At 70.7% G+C, this 16,223-nt stretch carries 20 protein-coding genes; 10 read left to right on the top strand and 10 right to left on the bottom strand.

The genetic code is table 11. The annotated features are described in order from the left end of the window. Positions 1 to 39 precede the first annotated feature (39 nt). From ABZ833_RS08385 to ABZ833_RS08370, 4 genes are all read left to right on the top strand, one after another. Positions 40 to 1,578, top strand: coding sequence for an aldehyde dehydrogenase family protein (locus ABZ833_RS08385; RefSeq protein WP_361042812.1), 1,539 nt, complete (start codon positions 40 to 42; stop codon positions 1,576 to 1,578). 68 nt (positions 1,579 to 1,646) lie between these two features. Further along, positions 1,647 to 1,988 carry a metalloregulator ArsR/SmtB family transcription factor gene (locus ABZ833_RS08380; RefSeq protein WP_361042810.1) on the top strand — a complete coding sequence of 114 codons (342 nt, stop codon included), beginning with the start codon at positions 1,647 to 1,649 and terminating at the stop codon, positions 1,986 to 1,988. Positions 1,989 to 1,991: 3 nt separating this feature from the next. Continuing rightward, positions 1,992 to 2,498: an SRPBCC family protein gene (locus ABZ833_RS08375; protein WP_361042807.1), complete on the top strand. Its 507-nt coding sequence runs from the start codon at positions 1,992 to 1,994 to the stop codon at positions 2,496 to 2,498. After that, the gene (locus ABZ833_RS08370; RefSeq protein WP_361042804.1) at positions 2,498 to 3,118 is read left to right on the top strand and encodes a dihydrofolate reductase family protein; all 621 of its coding nucleotides are present in this window, start codon (positions 2,498 to 2,500) and stop codon (positions 3,116 to 3,118) included. Before ABZ833_RS08375 ends, ABZ833_RS08370 begins: the two co-directional genes overlap by 1 nt. 80 nt (positions 3,119 to 3,198) lie before the next feature. On the opposite strand, the gene ABZ833_RS08365 is transcribed toward ABZ833_RS08370, so the two are convergent. Beyond that, a complete protein-coding gene (locus tag ABZ833_RS08365; protein ID WP_361042802.1) occupies positions 3,199 to 3,324 on the bottom strand; it encodes a hypothetical protein in 126 nt (41 codons plus the stop codon). A 418-nt stretch (positions 3,325 to 3,742) separates the two neighbouring features. On the opposite strand from ABZ833_RS08365, the gene ABZ833_RS08360 reads away from it, so the two are divergent. Then, the gene (locus ABZ833_RS08360; protein WP_361042800.1) at positions 3,743 to 5,047 is read left to right on the top strand and encodes a sugar ABC transporter substrate-binding protein; all 1,305 of its coding nucleotides are present in this window, start codon (positions 3,743 to 3,745) and stop codon (positions 5,045 to 5,047) included. A 146-nt stretch (positions 5,048 to 5,193) separates the two neighbouring features. Further along, entirely contained in the window at positions 5,194 to 5,457 is a 264-nt protein-coding gene (locus ABZ833_RS08355; RefSeq protein WP_361042797.1) for a hypothetical protein, read from the top strand. 510 nt (positions 5,458 to 5,967) lie between these two features. Here ABZ833_RS08355 and ABZ833_RS08350 read toward each other — a convergent pair. Continuing rightward, complete coding sequence (locus tag ABZ833_RS08350; protein WP_361043154.1) at positions 5,968 to 6,930, bottom strand: endonuclease/exonuclease/phosphatase family protein; 963 nt, start codon at positions 6,928 to 6,930, stop codon at positions 5,968 to 5,970. A 271-nt stretch (positions 6,931 to 7,201) separates the two neighbouring features. Here ABZ833_RS08350 and ABZ833_RS08345 point away from each other — a divergent pair, with 271 nt between their 5' ends. After that, positions 7,202 to 7,522: a cupin gene (locus ABZ833_RS08345; protein WP_361042794.1), complete on the top strand. Its 321-nt coding sequence runs from the start codon at positions 7,202 to 7,204 to the stop codon at positions 7,520 to 7,522. Between the two features lie 10 nt (positions 7,523 to 7,532). On the opposite strand, the gene ABZ833_RS08340 is transcribed toward ABZ833_RS08345, so the two are convergent. Both ABZ833_RS08340 and ABZ833_RS08335 read right to left on the bottom strand, forming a co-directional pair. After that, positions 7,533 to 8,096, bottom strand: coding sequence for a cysteine hydrolase (locus ABZ833_RS08340; protein WP_361042792.1), 564 nt, complete (start codon positions 8,094 to 8,096; stop codon positions 7,533 to 7,535). Positions 8,097 to 8,137: 41 nt separating this feature from the next. Continuing rightward, positions 8,138 to 8,542 carry a Rid family hydrolase gene (locus ABZ833_RS08335; protein ID WP_361042788.1) on the bottom strand — a complete coding sequence of 135 codons (405 nt, stop codon included), beginning with the start codon at positions 8,540 to 8,542 and terminating at the stop codon, positions 8,138 to 8,140. Between the two features lie 80 nt (positions 8,543 to 8,622). Here ABZ833_RS08335 and ABZ833_RS08330 point away from each other — a divergent pair, with 80 nt between their 5' ends. From ABZ833_RS08330 to ABZ833_RS08320, 3 genes are read left to right on the top strand one after another with little or no spacing between them, the layout of a single operon-like run. Next, positions 8,623 to 9,231, top strand: a complete 609-nt coding sequence (locus tag ABZ833_RS08330; RefSeq protein WP_361042785.1) for a 2'-5' RNA ligase family protein — start codon at positions 8,623 to 8,625, stop codon at positions 9,229 to 9,231. Between the two features lie 53 nt (positions 9,232 to 9,284). Then, complete coding sequence (locus tag ABZ833_RS08325; RefSeq protein WP_361042782.1) at positions 9,285 to 9,680, top strand: SHOCT domain-containing protein; 396 nt, start codon at positions 9,285 to 9,287, stop codon at positions 9,678 to 9,680. A gap of 38 nt (positions 9,681 to 9,718) precedes the next feature. After that, positions 9,719 to 10,582, top strand: coding sequence for a LysR family transcriptional regulator (locus ABZ833_RS08320; RefSeq protein ID WP_361042780.1), 864 nt, complete (start codon positions 9,719 to 9,721; stop codon positions 10,580 to 10,582). Positions 10,583 to 10,586: 4 nt separating this feature from the next. On the opposite strand, the gene ABZ833_RS08315 is transcribed toward ABZ833_RS08320, so the two are convergent. From ABZ833_RS08315 to ABZ833_RS08290, 6 genes are all read right to left on the bottom strand, one after another. Continuing rightward, complete coding sequence (locus ABZ833_RS08315) at positions 10,587 to 11,849, bottom strand: cytochrome P450 (RefSeq protein WP_361042778.1); 1,263 nt, start codon at positions 11,847 to 11,849, stop codon at positions 10,587 to 10,589. Between the two features lie 73 nt (positions 11,850 to 11,922). Then, positions 11,923 to 13,227 (bottom strand): cytochrome P450, encoded by a 1,305-nt coding sequence (locus ABZ833_RS08310; RefSeq protein WP_361042775.1) that lies wholly within the window; start codon positions 13,225 to 13,227, stop codon positions 11,923 to 11,925. Beyond that, a complete protein-coding gene (locus ABZ833_RS08305; protein WP_361042772.1) occupies positions 13,224 to 13,892 on the bottom strand; it encodes an ATP/GTP-binding protein in 669 nt (222 codons plus the stop codon). Before ABZ833_RS08305 ends, ABZ833_RS08310 begins: the two co-directional genes overlap by 4 nt. Beyond that, positions 13,870 to 14,232 (bottom strand): DUF742 domain-containing protein, encoded by a 363-nt coding sequence (locus ABZ833_RS08300; RefSeq protein ID WP_361042770.1) that lies wholly within the window; start codon positions 14,230 to 14,232, stop codon positions 13,870 to 13,872. Before ABZ833_RS08300 ends, ABZ833_RS08305 begins: the two co-directional genes overlap by 23 nt. After that, positions 14,229 to 14,675 (bottom strand): roadblock/LC7 domain-containing protein, encoded by a 447-nt coding sequence (locus tag ABZ833_RS08295; RefSeq protein WP_249592272.1) that lies wholly within the window; start codon positions 14,673 to 14,675, stop codon positions 14,229 to 14,231. Before ABZ833_RS08295 ends, ABZ833_RS08300 begins: the two co-directional genes overlap by 4 nt. Then, positions 14,672 to 16,216: an ATP-binding protein gene (locus tag ABZ833_RS08290; protein WP_361043152.1), complete on the bottom strand. Its 1,545-nt coding sequence runs from the start codon at positions 16,214 to 16,216 to the stop codon at positions 14,672 to 14,674. Before ABZ833_RS08290 ends, ABZ833_RS08295 begins: the two co-directional genes overlap by 4 nt. Positions 16,217 to 16,223: the final 7 nt, after the last annotated feature.

The raw sequence follows: 16,223 nt of genomic DNA, 5'->3' as shown, positions 1-16,223 counted from the left end.
CCCCCGACATACGTCGTCCCACCTCACCCAGGGAGCATCATGACCGGCACCACCACCCTGCCCGGCACCGACGACCTGCGCAGCCGTGCCCGCACGAGCCTGGGGCGCATCGGCGTGACGGTCCCGGAGGGCAGCGACTTCCCGGCGCGTACGCCCATCACCGGCGAGGACCTGTTCGGCCTGACCGCGGCGACCGCCGCCGACACCGAGGACGCCGTCGCCGCCGCCCGCGAGGCGTTCCTCGCCTGGCGCAGCACACCGGCGCCGCGCCGGGGTGAACTCGTGCGCCGTCTGGGCGAGTTGTTGCGCGACCACAAGAGCGACCTGGCCGACCTGATCACCATCGAGGCGGGAAAGATCCGCTCGGAGGCGCTGGGCGAGGTCCAGGAGATGATCGACATCTGCGACTTCGCGGTCGGCCTCTCGCGCCAGCTCTACGGCCGCACCATCGCCTCCGAGCGTCCCGGCCACCGTCTCGCCGAGACCTGGCACCCGCTGGGCGTGGTCGGGGTGATCTCCGCGTTCAACTTCCCTGCCGCGGTGTGGTCGTGGAACACCGCAGTGGCTCTGGCCTGCGGCGACACCGTGGTCTGGAAGCCGTCCGAGCTGACTCCGCTCATCTCCCTGGCCTGCGACCGGCTGCTGGCCAGGGCCGCGGAGGAGGCGGGCGCCCCGCGCGACGTACACCGTCTTCTGCTCGGCGACCGCACGGTGGGTGAGCGGCTGGTCGACGATCCGCGCGTCGCGCTCGTCAGCGCCACCGGCTCCACCCGCATGGGCCGCGAGGTCGGGCCGCGCGTGGCGGCACGGTTCGGGCGCAGCCTGCTCGAACTCGGCGGCAACAACGCCGCGGTCGTGGCGCCCTCTGCCGACCTCGACCTCGCGGTGCAGGGCATCGTCTTCGCCGCCGCGGGCACGGCGGGCCAGCGCTGCACCACGCTGCGCCGTCTGATCGTGCACCGCGACATCGCCGACACGCTCGTCGCGCGCCTGACGGCCGCGTACACCAAGCTCCCCATCGGGGACCCGTTCGACGAGGACACCCTCGTCGGGCCGCTCATCTCGCCCGCCGCCCTCGACCGCATGCAGGACGCGCTCGCCCGCGTACAGGCACAGGGCGGCAAGATCCTCGCGGGCGGCAACCGACGCCTGGCGGACACGGCGCCGCAGGCCGCGTACGCCGAACCGGTCATCGTCCGCGTCGACGAACAGACCGACGTCGTACGCCAGGAGACCTTCGCGCCCATCCTGTACGTCCTCCCGTACGACACGCTGGAGGAGGCCATCGCGCTGCACAACGGCGTCCCGCAGGGGCTCTCCTCCAGCATCTTCACCCGCGACCAGCAGGAGGCCGAGCTCTTCCTGTCCTCCGAGGGCTCCGACTGCGGCATCGCCAACGTCAACATCGGCACGTCCGGCGCGGAGATCGGAGGCGCGTTCGGCGGCGAGAAGGAGACGGGCGGCGGACGCGAGTCCGGCTCCGACGCCTGGCGCGCGTACATGCGGCCCGCCACCAACACCATCAACTACTCCGGCCGCCTCGCCCTGGCACAGAACGTCAGCTTCCTCCAGGTGTGATGTCCGGGGAGGCTCCTTCCACCGGGACGACTTGAAACGCATGCCGATATGGGTATACGTTTGCTGCCATGGCACGAGCAACGACGACGTCAGACGTCTTCAACGCCATCGCCGAGCCGCAGCGCCGGGACATCCTGACGCTGCTGCGGGCAGGCGAACGGCCGGTGACGGAGGTCGCCGAGGAGCTGGGAATGACGCAGCCCGGGGCGTCCAAGCACCTGCGGGTGCTCCGCGAAGTCGGCTTGGTGCGGGACCGCAAGGCGGGCAAGCAGCGCCTGTACGACCTGGACGCACGTGGACTGCGAACGGTTCACGAGTGGACCGGCGGGTTCGAGCAATTCTGGAACGAGAGCTTCGACCGGCTGGACGCATACGTGCAGGAACTCAAGCAGGAAGGGCACCAGGAGTAGCTGATGAATTCGACTGAGCGAGAAGCACCGGCGCAGTCCGCGACAGCCGACCGTGAGATCGTGATCTCCCGGGACATCGACGCCCCGCCAGAACTGGTGTTCAAGGCGTTCACCGAGGTGCGGCACCTGTCGCGCTGGTGGGGGCCGGAAGGATTCACCACCACTACGCGGGCCTTCGAGTTCCGCGTCGGCGGGGTGTGGGATTTCGTGATGCACGGGCCGGACGGCACCGATTACAGCGAGTGGATCACCTGGACCGAGATCGTCCCGCCGGAGCGGATCGCGATGCTCCATGGCGAGTACCGCGGCGACCCGAATGCGTTCGAGTCGGTCCTCACGTTTACGCCCGACGGGGAGACGACCCGGATCGAGATGCTCACGGTGTTCCCCACCAAGGAGCTGCGCGACGAGGCGATCAAGAAGCACGGCGCGATCGAGGCCGGCCGGCAGACCCTCGGCAACCTGGCTGCCTACGTCGCGGAGATCGCCCGTAAGGGAGTTGAGGACTGATGGCCGGCAAAGTGTTCTTCAGCGTGTCGATGTCGCTCGACGGGTTCATCGCGCCCGCGTCCCCCGAAGAACTGATGGGGCGGCAGTGGATGGAACTGCAGCGGTGGGTATTTCCACAGCGGTTCTTCCGGGAGAACCTGAAGCTCGGGGAGGGCGGCGAGGAAGGGCGCGACAACGACATCGTGCGGGAGACGTTCGAGCGCACCGGCTCAAGCGTGATGGGCAAGCGGATGTTCGACGCCGGCGAGCATGCGTGGCCCGAGGATCCGCCGTTCCACACGCCGGTGTTCGTCGTCACGCACGAGAAGCGTGCCCCCTGGGTGCGGCAGGGCGGGACCACCTTCCACTTCGTCAACGACGGCATCGAGTCCGCGCTCGATCAGGCCCGCGAGGCCGCCGACGACCGAGACGTCCGCATCGCGGGCGGCGGCGCGACGATCCTGGAGTTCCTGAACGCCGGTCTGATCGACGAGTTCACGATCGCACTCTCGCCCGTGCTGTTCGGCTCCGGAATCCGCCTGTTCGAGGGCGTCGACGCGAGCCGCGTGGCTCTTGACCTGGTTAGTGCGGAGCCTTCGCCGAGGACGACGCATCTCAGGTACAGCGTGCATCCGCGGTAGGCGCGGACATGAGTGCGGCGCCTCTTGGAATGGGGACCGCCAAGAGGCGCCGCTGAACGCTGTCCAGGGCCGTTCAGCCCTCAAAGGTCGCGGCGGAAGAGCTCCACGATCACCGCCCAGAGAGCGCGGCCCACCAGGGCCGCTGTGATGCGTGTCGCGAGATCCCGTCCCACCTCTGTCTGTTTGGACGACTTGCGCTCGGCCATACCTCCTCCTCTCGGATACGGGGGGCGCCCGACCGGCCGCCGGATGACGGCCGACCTTGGGCGCCCCTCCCCCCAACGCGAGGAAGAGACGGGGTCAACATACCGATGGATGCCGGGAGTTCGGAAGCATCGGTCGCTCGTGACGGTGTGCCGAAGCCTGCGTACGGGAGCTTCGGGAGCTCCGGTGGCTTCCTCGGGCTCGTGGCGGCGAGTTTTGTCAGATCCGTTGACGAACCAACTACCTGCTCCTAGCTTCGAGTCGCCGCGCTTCGTATGTCATATACGAGACGCGGTATGCCATACGCGGTGTACGCATGCCCTGAGTCGGCGTACCCGGGCACAGTTCAGCGCCAGAGGAGGAGAGCCCGTCTTGAGTTCCCGCATCCGTAAGAGCCCACGTCGATCCGTCCCAGCAGCCATGGCCCTGTCACTCCTCCTCGGCATCACCGCCACCGCCTGCGGGGACGACGGCTCCGGCATCGCGGGCGAGGAGGGCAGCGAGGGCTCCGGCAAGGGGACCATCACCTTCTGGGACAACAACACCGCCGTGCGCCGCGGCATCTGGATGGAGATCATCAAGGACTTCGAGAAGAAGTACCCCGACATCAAGGTCGATTACGTCGGCATCCCCGCCGAGAACGCCCAGTCGAAGTACGACAACTCCATCCAGGGCGGCGGCCTGCCGGACGTCGGCGGCGTCGGCGCCGCCATGCTCGCCGCCATCGCGGCCCAAGGCGCGCTGGAACCACTGCAGGACCGGCTGGCCGCAAGCCCCTTGGACGGCGAGCTCAGCAAGAGCATGCTCGCGTCGACGACTTCGGCGGGCGGGACATCGCAGTTGCTGATGGTCCCGACCTCCGCGAACAACGGCGTGCTGTACTACCGCACCGACCTCTTCAAGGCCGCGGGTCTGGACGCACCGACCACGTGGGGCAAGTTCTACGAGGCGGCGGACCAACTGACCGCCAAGGGCAAGAACCAGTTCGGCTACACCATCCGCGGCGGTGTCGGCTCCATCGCCCAGGCCCTGGACGCGATGTACGGGCAGAGCGGCATCAAGTCCTTCTGGAACGCGGACGAGACGAAGACCACGGTCAACGCCCCGAGGAACGTCGCCGCCCTGGAGAAGTACACGGCCCTCTACAAGAAGACGACCCCGGCCGCCGACCTCAACAACAACTTCACGCAGATGGTCGCCCAGTGGGACGGCGGCCGGATCGGCATGCTCAGTCACAACCTCGGCTCCTACCAGGACCACGTGAAGGCCCTCGGCCCCGGCAAGTTCCGCGGCCTGCCGAACCCGAAGGCAGCGGGCGGCAAGCGTGTCCAGGTGTCCAACCCGATCGACGGGCTCTCGATCTTCAAGACCAGCACCAAGAAGAAGGCTGCCTGGAAGTTCATCGAGTTCGCCTCCTCGCACCGGGCCAGCTCCAAGTTCAACGAGTCCGCCGGTCTGATCCCCGCCAACAGCAAAGCGGTCAAGGACGCCTGGGTCGAGAAGTCCGAGCCGACGCGCCTGGCCGCCGACGCGCTCAACTCCCCGGCGACCACGATCGTCCAGCTGCCGTACTACCTGCCTGACTGGAACACGATCTCCAAGGCCGAGAACGAACCCGCGTTCCAGAAGGTCATGCTCGGCAAGACCAGCGCGAAGGACTTCCTCGACGACCTCGCCGACCAGCTCAACACCGCGCAGGCCGACTGGAAGCGGCAGAACTCCTGAGGCGCCGATCGGTTTCGTCATGCCGTCGCGTGCATGCACACGGCACCCTCAGACATCCGAGGGTGCGGAGCCCTCCGCCCCGGTGTTCCATCGATATGCCCAACTCGGCACAGAATCGGGGCCGTACGGCCCGAGACGGGGGACTCATGTCGATCAAGCAGACAGCGGCGCGACTTGTGGCTATCGCAGCCATCACGGGCGGAGCCTTCGCGTGGAGCGCGCTACCGGCCACGGCCGCCGACAACGGAGCACCGGGCGGCGGCGGATCGTTCGCACCGGCTGACAACGACTGGGGCATAGCGCCGTCGCAGAACGGCGGCGCTCCGGGTAATGGTGGGTTCACGCCCGCCGATCACGATTGGAACGTCGCGCTGCTCCAGAACGGTGGCGCTCCGGGCGGCGGCGGCTGACCTGGTCTTGCGGTCGGGTCAGCGGAGCACGGCATCGGCCGCCGCGATGGAGTCGATGCCGTGTTCGCCCTCGTCGGCCGCGGAGTCGATGAGCGCGAGCATCCGCTCTTCTCTTCCTGTGGACAACCCAGGGCGCCTGCCCCACCCCATGCCGCTAAGGTCCCGGCATGGTGTGGGGCAGGAGAGGCAGCAGGGTGCGGCCGTGCGCCTGGTGCGGGGAGCAAGTCGAGCAGACCAGCCGTTGGCGTAGGCGCCGATACTGCTGCCGCAGCCACCACTTGAAGGCCAGCGCACTCGCCCGACTGCTCGACGCCCTCGACTCGCTGACTGGCTAGTAGTCGGGCGCGAGGCCACCGCCAGGCGAACCGTGACCGTCGCCCAGCGCAGCCAGACCCCCGCCCGGGCTGCCGCCGTTCTCGGCAGGTGCCAGGCCGCTCCACGGCGCTCGCGGCCGATTTCCCACCCCCTCATATGTGACACCCGCCTACGCGCAGGTACGCGGGTGGGCCTTCAGCGGTGCCTTGCTCGATGAGCCAGTCCGGGGGCGGCCGTCGGGGCTGCTCGCCTCGGATCCAAGGCGATGTCTGCGGCGATGGGCAGGTGGTCGCTGCCCGTGGCGGGCAGCGTACGTACGTGAGTGACGGTTGCCTCGCGGGTCATGACGTGGTCGATCCGGGACACGGGGAAGGACGCGGGCCAGCTGAAGGCGAAGTCCCGTCCCGATGTGTCCAGGCGTGTGGTGACCGGGGCGAGGCCGCGGTCGTCCACCGTGCTGTTGAGATCTCCGAGCAGGATCAGCCGGTCGAGCTGCTCGGCGGCCAGCGCCGCGCCCAGCAGGCCGGCGCTCTCGTCCCGCAGGCCGGAACTGAAGCCGTGCCACCGCACGCGGACCGAGGGCAAGTGGGCGACGTACACCGCGACATCGCCCCACGGCGTACGAGCCGTCGCCCGCACCCCGCGGTTCCAGTCCTTCCCGACCCCCTCCGGCCTGATGTCCACCGCCCTGACGTCCGTCAGCGGATGCTTCGACCAGAGACCCACCGTGCCCCGCACCGCCCGGTAGGGATACCGCGGCGTCAGTTCCCTCTCGTACACCGGCCGCGCGGAGGGCGTCAGCTCCTCCAAGGCGATGAGATCGGGCTCGGGCTCGGTCAGGGCTCGGGCCGTGCCCGCGGGGTCGGCGTTCACGTCGCTGACGTTGTGCTGGACCGCCGTGATGTCGTGGGCGCCGTGGTACTCGGCCGTCGCCACCCGACCACCGAACAGGGCTCCCCAGACCGCGGCGGGCAACAGCAGTGCCACCAGCGCGACCGCCGAGCGGCGCAGCAGGGCCAGGACGAGCAGCACGGGAACCGCCAGGCCCAGCCACGGCAGAAACGTCTCTACGAGGCTGCCGAAGCGGACGACAGTGTTGGGCACGGCGGAGTGGAACGCCAGCAGAGCGGCGGTCAGGACGGCGAGCGACGCGAGGATCCGGCCGCGTACCCAGGGCGACCGCCCTGTCGCCTCCGCGCCCCACCGCAGCCACTCGACTCGTCCCCGCCGCACCTCTTGCGCCACCCGGCTCCCCCATGTCCCCGCTCGCCCACCCGTGAGCGCGACGTGCCTGGTAGGACGCCGTCATCGGGTGGTCAGGTTCCGGCCGCCGGATGCGGCATGGGCGTGCGGCGGGAACACTGGAACACTGGGTGCGCGTGCCCGGAGGCACGCGCAACACCTTCCGTTTCTGTCGAAGGGACATGCCGTGGCGGATCTCTACGCCCTTGTCGGAGAGCACCTCGAGAAGGCCCGCACCGCCGCGCACGGACGCAGCGCCGAGCTGCTCCTGCACGACGGTCCGCTGCGGCAGAGCCTCATCGTGCTCACCACCGGAACCGAGCTCGGAGAGCACGACGCGCCCACGGCCGCGACGCTGTTCGTCCTGCGCGGGCGGGTCGCTCTCACCACGGGGGACGACACGCTCGAACTGGCCGAGGGCGAGTTCGCGCCCGTCCCGCACAAGCGCCACGGCCTGACCGCCCTGGACGACTCGGCCGTCGTCCTGACCGCCGTCACCGAGGTCTGAGCCGACGGCGCTACCCCGGTGCGACGGCCTTGAGCCACTCCTCGACGGCGACGACCTCCGCCCACTGCGGGAACAGCTTCTCGGTCAGGAGCATGTGCACTTCGGGGTCCAGGTCGATGCAGGCGTCCGCCAGGACGGTGAGCCCGAGGTCCCGGTCGTTGGCATGACACGCGGTGTGCAGCACCACTCCGCTGGTGGCGATGCCGGTGAGAACGAGGTTGTTGATGTCGCGCGCCCTGAGCACCAGGTCCAGGTCGCTGCCCGAGAACGCGCTGCCGCGGCGCTTGGTGACCACGGTTTCGTCCGGCCGGGGCGCGATGTCGGGGTGGATCTCGCTGCCCGGCTCACCCTCGATGTGCAGGCCCGCCCGCACGACGGCGGTGAGCGCCTTGTTGCGGGGGCTGACATCAGGCCGGCCCGGTCGTAACGCGATGACCACGTAGATCACGGGGATGTCCGCCGCGCGGGCACCGTCGATCGCCCGGCGCAGGCGCGGCAGATATCCCGAGCCGTCGTCGGCGAGGTCCACGATCTCGCGCTGGACGTCCATCACGAGGAGGGCGCTGTTCCCCACGCCCGTCGTCCCTGCGTTCCCCACGCCCGTCGTCCCTTCGTTCACGACCGCACCGCCACCGCATCGACCTCGAACAGCATCCCCGGCAGCGCGAGAGAGGCCACGCCGCTCAGCGTCTGGGCGGGGAGCCGCTCGCCGAATCGTGCGTGCAGGGCCTTGCCCAGGACCTCCAGCTTGTCCAGGTCGTGGTCGACGACGAACGTGCCGAGCCGGACCACGTGCTCGTACCCGAGGCCGACCCCCTCCAGGGCCGACCGCAGCCGGTCGAAGGCGAGATCCACCTGGGCCGTGAAGTCGCCCGGCACCGGGGAGCCGTCGGCGTCGGAGGCGTACTGGCCACCGATGAAGACGAGTTCGCCGGGTGCCGATGCGGCATGGCTGTAGCCGAAGGGGGTCGGATCGTGGAGGGTGGCGGGGTTGGTCATCGTGCGCTGATCGGTCGTCATGTCTGGTCGAACATCCCGTGATGGCGTACCCATTCCGGCGAGGCGGAGGCAATCCCACGGCGGTGCGATCATGGCGCGTGATGAACGCCGATGACGAGTGTGCCGGGCGCGAGCCCGCGGGGGACGGGTGGCCGGACGTACCGGGTGAGACCGCCCTCACGATCAAGGTCCCCGAAGCCGACCCACTGGTCCGGGCCGGGTTCCCCGCCCATGTGACGGTGCTCTATCCCTTCGTGCACGAGAGCCGTCTCGACGCGGCGGCCCACCGCGAACTGTCCGCGCTCTTCGCCGGGCACGATGCCTTCACCCTGACGTTCGCCGAGTTCGCCCGCTATCCCGGTGTCCTCTACCTCGATCCATGGCCGCACGCCCCGGTCACGGCTCTGACCAAGGACCTCACCGGGCGCTGGCCCGAGGCGGTGCCCTACCGGGGGATATTCGAGCCCCCGCTCGCCCCGCATCTGACGGTCGCGAACGACGAGGGCCCCGCGACCCAGGACGCCGCGTACGACGCGCTGCAGGCCGAACTGGAGCCCCTCCTGCCGCTGAGCTGTCGCGTCCGCACGGTCCATCTCATCGTGTGGGACGGCACGCGCTGGCGGGACCGCGCCGCGTACGAACTCGGCCACCGGCCGGGAAAATGTCCTGCCGCCCGAGATGCAGTGCGCCCCTTTCAGCGATATGCCTGATTCACCGGACCTGATTCCGCGACCTCGCGGACCCGGTGAAAGGGGCATCCGCCGTGGACGACTACCCACTGATGAATCTCTTCCTGACGATGCTGTACCTCTTCCTGTGGATCATGTGGTTCTTCCTGCTGTTCAAGGTGATCACCGACCTGTTCCGTGACCACACGCTCAACGGCTGGTGGAAGGCGGGCTGGCTCATCTTCGTGCTCGTCCTGCCGTTCCTCGGGGTCCTCGTGTACCTCATCGCCCGTGGCCGCAGCATGAGCGAGCGTGACGTGGCTCAGGTCAAGGAACAGGAACAGGCGTTCCGCAGCTACGTACAGAAGGCGGCGGGTTCCGGTCCGGGCGGCGGCCACGTCGACGAACTGGCGAAGCTCGCCGAGCTGAAGAAGAGCGGTGACCTCACCACCGAGGAGTACGAGAAGGCCAAGGAGAAGATCCTGGCCTGAGGCGGCGCTGCCGCCCACCGCGGTTATGCTCCGGAAGCATGACCATCGAGCTGCGGCATCTGCGCGCCTTCCTCGCCATCGCCGAGGAGGGCAACGTCACTCGCGCCGCCGCCCGGCTCCATCTGAGCCAGCCCGCGCTGTCCCGCACGCTGCGCCAGCTGGAGGACCATCTGGGCGCCCGCCTCGTGGACCGCTCCACCCATCACCTGGAGCTGACCGTCCAGGGGCGGACGTTCCGCGACAAGGCGGCCGCAGCGCTCGCAGCCGTCGAGACCGCCCTGGATCCGCGGGGGCTGCGGAGGTGGCCGCTGCGCCTGGGCCACACCTGGGCCGCCCTGGGCGACCACACCGTCCCGCTGCTGCGCCGCTGGGACGAGACGCACCCCGGTACGCCGCTCGAACTGTTCCGCATCGACGACCGTACGGCGGGTCTCACCCAGGGCAAGGTCGACGTGGCTCTGCTGCGCGGCCCGGTCGCCGCGGCCGGGCTCTGCACGGAGCTGCTCCTGTCGGAGGAGCGGGTGGTGGTCATGCCGGCCGACAGCCCGCTCGCGTCACTCCACCGGGTCACTCTGGCGGATCTCACCGCCCATCCGATCGCCCTCAACACCGTCTCCGGCACCACGACGATGGACCTGTGGCCGACGGCGGCCCGTCCGGTCGCGACCATCGAGGTGACCAACACCGACGAGTGGCTCATCGCCATCGCCGCGGGCCGCGCCGTCGGGGTGTCCACGACCGCCACCCCGAGCCAGCACACGCACCCCTCGCTGGTGTTCCGGCCGCTCCCGGACGCGCCGCCCGTTCCCGTCACGCTGGCCTGGCGCGCGGGGCTCGGGCACCCGGCCATCCCTGACCTGGTGGCTCTCGCTCACCAGGTCATCGCGGCCACCGCACGCTGACGCCCTACGGCCGCGGAGCGCGCAGGCGCACGGGAAGCTTCTGCACGCTGTTCCCCACGAAGGAGGCGTGGCGGGGCAGTTCGGGTTCCGGCATCGCGAGGTCGAGGTCGGGGAAGCGGCTGAACAGCTGCTCCAGGGCGATGGTCGCCTCCATGCGGGCCAGCGGGGCGCCCATGCAGAAGTGTGCGCCGTGGCCCAGGGAGAGGTGCCGGGTGGTGGTGGTGTCGCGGGTGATGTCGAAGCGGTCGGCGTCGGGGCCGTGGGCCTGCTTGTCGCGGCCGGCCGCGGAGTATCCGGCCAGGACGGGGGTGCCCTGGGGGATGACGGTGCCGTCCAGCGTGAGGTCGCGGGTCGGGTACCGGAAGGGGAAGTAGCTGACGGGGCTGTCCCAGCGCAGCGTCTCCTCCACCACGTCGGCCCACGCCACCTTGCCGGCCTCGGCCAGGGCGAGCTGGTCGCGGTGGGTGCACAGGGCGCGTACGGCGTTGGTGATCAGGTTGAGGGTGGTCTCGTGCCCGGCGATGATCGTGAGCATCAGGGTGCCCAGCAGCTCGTGCGGGCTGAGCCGGTCGCCGTTCTCCTCCCGGGCCGCGATCAGGGCGGTGGTGAGGTCGTCTCCCGGGTTCGCGGCACGGGCGGCGGCGACGGCGCCGAGGACTTCCACCATCTCCTTGTTGGCCGCCATCGCCTCTTGGGGACCGATGTCGGTGGCGACGATCTGGTTCGACAGGTGGTGCAGGCGGTCGTGGTACTCGGCGTCCACACCCAGGAGTTCGCAGATGACGCCCATCGGCAGCGGAAGCGCGAAGTGCTTGCGCAGGTCAGCGACGCCGTCGCCCGCGGTGGCCGCCTGGTCGAGGCCGTCGAGCAGATCGGTCGTCAGGGCCGTGATCCGCGGCTGGAGCTCCGCCACCCGGCGCGGGGTGAACGCCTTGCCCATCAGGGAGCGCAGCCTGCGGTGGTCGGCGCCGTCGGCGGTGGTCATGCCCTGCACCGTCGCGAACGTCTTCAGCGGCCAGCCGTCGGGTATCTCGCCGGCCTGAAGGGCGGCGAAGTGCTGGGCGTTCTTGGCGACGTCGGGGTGCGCGAGGAACTCCTTGAGCGCGTCGTGGCCGAGGACCGCCATGCCCTGTACGTCGCCGGGCAGGACGGCGTGGGTGACGGCGCCGCGCGCCAGCAGCCGGGCGTTGTCCGCGTGCGGGCAGCCGCCGGCCGGGTCGAAGCGGTGCGGCTGGTCGGCTGCGGTGTTCACCGGTGACGTGTTCAACGGGGCTCCTGGTCTCGGGGAGGGCGGATCGGCGGCGATGGACGCGCCGGGCTGGCCGGCGGTGCGGGTCCGGTCAGCGCACGGACTGATGGTCCGGCAAAGGCGCGGGTTGCTGGGGCAGGACGGGTGCGGTGAAGCGGACCGGGAGCGCGGCGAGTCCCCTGCTCCAGGGCGACTTGATCCACTCCAGTTCGCTCTGCGGGATGGCCAGTTCGAGGTCGGGCAGCCGGTGGCGGATCGTGTCCACGGCGGTGCGGGTGATGAGCCGGGCCGGGTCCTGGGCGGGGCAGATGTGCGGGCCCGCCCCGAAGGCCAGGTGGGAACGGTTGCCCACGACCGGTGTGCCGTCGTCCGGGAGGATCTGCGGGTCGGCGTTGGCCCCTGCCAGACCGAGGATGAGCATGTCGCCGGTGCGGATGTGCTGCCCGCCGAAGGTCATGTCGCGGGTGGCGTAGCGGGCGGGGAAGTTCTGTGTGGGCGGGAAACGCCACAGAACCACGTCGAGCGCGTCGTCCACGCTGAGGTGGCCGCCGGTGAGCGAGGAGCGGAACTCCGGGTCGCACAGCAGGATGCGCAGGGTGGTGGCGATCCAGTTGACGGTGGTCTGGTTGCCCGCGACGAACATGACCACGAGGTTGTGCAGGACCTCTTCGTCGGTGAGCCGGGCCGGATGGTGCAGCAGGGCCGATGTGATGTCGTTGCCTCGCCGGCGCCGCTTCTCCTCGATCAGCTGGAGCAGGATCGCGCCCATGCGCTTGCTGGCGTCGGCGGAGGCGCTGGTGGCGGCGACCGTTCCGGCGACGGCCTCCACGAGGAGCCGGCCGGTCCGGTCGTCCAGGCCGAGCAGCTCGGTGATGACGCGCATCGGAAGCTTGCGCGCGTAGTCGGCCACCAGGTCGGCCTCGCTGCGCTCCGCGAACGCCACGATCACCTGCTCGGCCGTGGCCCGCACGGTGCGGCGCAGTTCGTGGCCGTTGATCCCGGCCAGCGCTGCGGAGACGGCGGCCCGCATCCTGCGGTGCTGCTGTCCGTCGGCGAACAGCAGGGCGGGCCGCCAGCCGACCATGGGCAGGATCGGCGAGTCGGCGGGCACCCGGCCCTCCCGCAGCAGGCTCCAGCGGCGCGGATCGTGCGAGAAGTCCTGTTCGTCGCGGGTCAGTTGAAGCACTTCACGGTGGCCGATGACGAGCCAGGCGTCGACGCCCGGAGCGATGGTGACCGGAGCCACCGGCCCGTGGTCGCCGCGCAGTTGCTCGTACAGGGCGGGCAACGCGTCGCCGTCGAGGTCGGGTCCGTAGAGCGCGGTCGTCGGCGCCGGGGTACCGGTGACCGGGCAGCGTGCGGGCGGCGGACCGGCCGCGGCGTGGGGCGAGGTCATGAGGTCTCCGTGGCGACGTCGATGAGGTGGCTGACGAGGGCGATCAGGGCCCGGACCGAGGACGCGGGGTCGCGTGCGTCGCAGGCCACCACGGGGGTGTCGGGGAGCAGGTCGAGGGCCGCTCTGAGGTCGTCCGCGCCGTACTGGGGGCTGCCGGGAAAGACGTTGACGGCGACCGCGAAGGGCAGCCCGAGCTCCTCCAGGTTGCCCAGGGCGTCGAAGGACGCCTCCAGGTCACGCGTGTCCACCAGGGCGAGGGCACCGAGGGAGCCCTTGGCCAGGTCCCGCCACGCGGGCAGGAACCGCTGCTGGCCCGGGGTGCCGAACAGGTAGAGCACCAGCTCCCCGTCGATGGTCATCCGGCCGAAGTCGAGGGCCACGGTCGTGGTCGTCTTGCCGTCGGCGACGACGGTGTCGACCCGGGCGCCCGCCTGGGTCATGACGGCCTCGGTGGACAGGGGTTTGATCTCCGAGACGGTGCCGATCAGGGTGGTCTTGCCGACACCCAGGGGTCCGACGACCAGGATCTTGGCGGCTCCCGCGACGCTCGAGGTGAGGTACTTCCCGGACCCGGCCCCGGACCCGGCCGCGGGCCCTGAACCGGCCTCGGCGCCGGATGGTTGCGAGGCCTGGGACGGCGCGTCAGAGGCGGCTTTCGAGACCATGGAGGACCTTTCTGAGCATGGTCACATCGGTGTGTTCGGCCGGGGGCACGGGCGGGCGGGTCACGATGAGCCCCCATTCGAGGAGATCGCAGAGCAGCACCTGTACGACCGAGGGGGGCTGGCCGATGTGGGCGGCCACCTCGGCCACCGAGAGGAGTCCCTGGCAGTGCGCCAGGATGGTCTGGTGCTCGGGCTGGAGCGACGCGGGGAACGGCGCGTCCGTCGCCATCACCAGGGACTCCCAGGCCAGGGCCTCCGTGTCGGACGCCGCCCGTCCGCGAGTGATCACGTACGGGCGGATCGCCGACGCCTTCGGCTCCTCCGGCCGTGGGCCGTTCATGACGCCGCGGCGGCCGGATCCCGCGGCTTGCTGCTCAGATGCGCGCCGATCTTCACCACGAGCAGCTGCATCTGCTGGGCCACAAGGCCGACGTCCGCTTCGAGGTCGGTGGCGACTCCCAAATGCGCGCCCACACCGGCGTGGGTGAACAGCACGAAGCCGTGGTCGGACTCCAGCATCAACTGCCGTACGCCGGCGCCGGACCCGAAGAGCAGCGAGGTCGTGGAGCGGCCCGTCATGGTCATCGCCGCACAGGCCGCGGAGAGGGACTCGGCCTCGGCGACGCTGAGGTCAGCCACAGGGCCGGAGAGGTTCTCCGCTGACGCGTGTCCGAGCCGCAGCCCGTCCTCGGAGACCACCACGCTGTGCCGGACCCCGGGGATCTCGATCAGCGGGCGGAGCATCCAGCCCAGGTCGGGAAGGGGGGTGATGATTCCGGTCACTGCCGGCCTCCGTCTTGCTCGTCGGGGGTGGGGGGTTGTGACGGTGTCACGGTCTGCGGGGGCTGCGCCGACGGGTTCGCGTCCGGCGCCGGGGCCCGGTCCGCGTCGAGGGCCGCGCGGCCGCGCAGCGAACCGGACACCACGCTGGCGATGGACGCGCGCGCCGCCTCCGGGGTCCAGGGGGCAGCGGGCGCGGCCGGGGGCGCCTGGCTCGGCGGCGGAACCGGCCGACGGGCCGCGGCCGGACCCGCCTGGCGCCGATTGCGCCGCCGGGGCAGTCCGGCCACTGTCTCGCTCGCGGGAGGTGTGCCCGGTGCCGCGGCCCGGACGGACAACTCCACGTGTTCGGCCGGGTCATGCTGATCGTGCACGTGCGCGCCGGCGCGCTCCGGAGCCTCGCCGGGTGCCGTCGGCTGCCGCACGGGAACGCCCACGGACGGCGAGGGCTCGGCGGCCTGACCCGGTGCCGCCGCCATCTGGGCGCTCACGCGATGGGACCCCGTGAGGTGCGAGGGCGGTTCGGTCAGCAGCCGGAACGGCACGAACGTCACCGCGCGCGTGCCGCCGTAGGCCGAGGCCCCGCTCAGCTCCACGTTGAAGCCGAGCTCCCGGCTCCAGCGGCCCACGCAGGCCAGGCCGAGGCGGGGCACCGCGCCCAGACGGGCCAGGTCCTGGTCGTCGCGGAGCTGGCCCATCGCCCGGTGCAGCACGTCCGGCGGCATGCCGAGCCCGGCGTCGTCGATCTCCAGTACCGCTCCGGCGCCCACCTCGCGGATGGTGACGACGACGTGGGAGCGCGAGGGCGAGAACACCGTGGCGTTCTCCAGGAGTTCGGCGATGGCGTGCATCAGGCCCTCCACCGCGGGCGGCACCGCGTAGAGCGTCTGTCCGCCGTGCACCTCGATCCGGCTGTACTCCACGATCCGCGACTGTGCGCCGCGTACGCAGTCGTACAGCGAGACCGGCCGTGTCTCGCGGCGGGCGGGCCAGATCCCGCACATCACCAGGAGTGTCTGGGCCTTGCGGGTCATCTGCGCGGCCGCGTGGTCGGCCTTCATCACCTCGCCCATGAGGTGCGGGTCGTCGATGGAGCGCTCGACCCGGTCGAGGACCTGCTGCTGCACCGTGGCCATCGCGTGCATGGTGCGCGCGACGGACTCGAACGCGGCCTGCACCGAGTCCCGCAGGCCGCGTTCGCGGCGTACCGCCTCGTCCGAACCCAGCGCCACGGCCACGGCCGCCAGCGCCCGAGCGAACTCCTCACCGGTCTCCCCCGGCGCGGCCAACGGCCCCGGCACGCCCTCGAGTCGCTGTCCGGCACGCACCCTCTCCGCGATCGCCGGAAGCCGCACGCCCGCGAGGTGCGTCACCTCGGCCTCACGGACCGCGGCAACACGCTCCTGCCGGGCGCGCTCCACCCGCTCGGCGGACAACTGCCGGACGAGGACCAGTACCCAGGCGATCAGCAGCACCGCGACCGCGGCGCAGCCACCGGCCAGGACCTGCCGCCACTCGGCCGCCGCGTCAAGGGCAGCGAGCACCGCACCC

The organism is Streptomyces sp. NPDC047525 (assembly GCF_040643025.1).
Lineage (GTDB): Bacteria > Actinomycetota > Actinomycetes > Streptomycetales > Streptomycetaceae > Streptomyces > Streptomyces durmitorensis.
Note: the sequence above shows the minus strand (reverse complement) of the source record. Positions and strands in the feature narration are given on the sequence as shown.

Excerpts from the sequence above, each read along its gene's own strand:
- ABZ833_RS08385 (WP_361042812.1), top strand. The coding sequence starts at position 40 with ATGACCGGCACCACCACCCTGCCCGGCACCGACGACCTGCGCAGCCGT.
- ABZ833_RS08335 (WP_361042788.1), bottom strand. The coding sequence starts at position 8,542 with ATGACGACCGATCAGCGCACGATGACCAACCCCGCCACCCTCCACGAT.
- ABZ833_RS08330 (WP_361042785.1), top strand. The coding sequence starts at position 8,623 with ATGAACGCCGATGACGAGTGTGCCGGGCGCGAGCCCGCGGGGGACGGG.
- ABZ833_RS08300 (WP_361042770.1), bottom strand. The coding sequence starts at position 14,232 with ATGAACGGCCCACGGCCGGAGGAGCCGAAGGCGTCGGCGATCCGCCCG.
- ABZ833_RS08375 (WP_361042807.1), top strand. The coding sequence starts at position 1,992 with ATGAATTCGACTGAGCGAGAAGCACCGGCGCAGTCCGCGACAGCCGAC.
- ABZ833_RS08365 (WP_361042802.1), bottom strand. The coding sequence starts at position 3,324 with ATGGCCGAGCGCAAGTCGTCCAAACAGACAGAGGTGGGACGGGATCTC.
- ABZ833_RS08360 (WP_361042800.1), top strand. The coding sequence starts at position 3,743 with ATGGCCCTGTCACTCCTCCTCGGCATCACCGCCACCGCCTGCGGGGAC.
- ABZ833_RS08355 (WP_361042797.1), top strand. The coding sequence starts at position 5,194 with ATGTCGATCAAGCAGACAGCGGCGCGACTTGTGGCTATCGCAGCCATC.
- ABZ833_RS08380 (WP_361042810.1), top strand. The coding sequence starts at position 1,647 with ATGGCACGAGCAACGACGACGTCAGACGTCTTCAACGCCATCGCCGAG.
- ABZ833_RS08305 (WP_361042772.1), bottom strand. The coding sequence starts at position 13,892 with ATGGTCTCGAAAGCCGCCTCTGACGCGCCGTCCCAGGCCTCGCAACCA.
- ABZ833_RS08320 (WP_361042780.1), top strand. The coding sequence starts at position 9,719 with ATGACCATCGAGCTGCGGCATCTGCGCGCCTTCCTCGCCATCGCCGAG.
- ABZ833_RS08370 (WP_361042804.1), top strand. The coding sequence starts at position 2,498 with ATGGCCGGCAAAGTGTTCTTCAGCGTGTCGATGTCGCTCGACGGGTTC.
- ABZ833_RS08310 (WP_361042775.1), bottom strand. The coding sequence starts at position 13,227 with ATGACCTCGCCCCACGCCGCGGCCGGTCCGCCGCCCGCACGCTGCCCG.